Source organism: Gillisia xinjiangensis, assembly GCF_046298265.1.
Lineage (GTDB): Bacteria > Bacteroidota > Bacteroidia > Flavobacteriales > Flavobacteriaceae > Gillisia > Gillisia xinjiangensis.
The window spans coordinates 1-635 of record NZ_JBKAHK010000055.1 but is presented as its reverse complement, the minus strand read 5'-3'; the positions used below and the strand labels follow the sequence as shown (position 1 = coordinate 635).

The window sequence follows — 635 nt, the reverse complement described above, 5'->3', positions numbered from 1 at the left end:
GCTGCCCAGGCGCGCTTTCACATGGCGGCCTTCATCGCCGCCCACGGTTTCTAAAGAAGAGTGGGGCGATCATCCCGCTTTCTGTTTGTGGAGTTGTCATGAAGCCGACAGTCCTGTTGATCGATCACCCGGTGAGCAAGCGCGACGACCGCGCCTCGGCGCAGCTTGTCGAGATGGGCTACCGGATCGAGTGGTGCTCACCGGGCCGCGGCGACACCCTGCCGCCGCCGGTCGACAACGACTACGCGGCGGTGGTGGTCTACGGTGGCGCCGAGAGCGTGAACGACGCCGCCTCCGCGCCCTACATCCGCGACGAGATCGACTGGATCGGGCGCTGGGTCGACAGCGGCCGGCCCTATCTCGGCATCTGCCTTGGCAGCCAGCTGCTGGCCAGCGCGTTGGGCGGGCGGGTCGGCCGCCACCAGGACGGGCTGCACGAGATCGGCTACGTGAAGATTGATCCGACGCCCGCTGCCAACGGCTTTCTCGACCAGTCGCTGCACGTCTACCACTGGCACAATGAAGGCTTCGAGGTGCCGGCGTCGGCCGAACTGCTGGCCTCCGGCCCGGTGTTTCCCAATCAGGCCTTCCGCTACGGCGACAAGGCCTACGGCATCCAGTTCCATCCCGAGGTC

The 635-nt window shown here is 66.6% G+C and carries 1 protein-coding gene; it reads left to right on the top strand.

Annotated features, from left to right (window positions below; translation table 11 throughout):
• Positions 1-98: 98 nt before the first annotated feature.
• A partial coding sequence (locus ACKGJN_RS16430) for a glutamine amidotransferase-related protein (RefSeq protein WP_409540649.1) occupies positions 99-635 on the top strand: 537 nt, incomplete at its 3' end.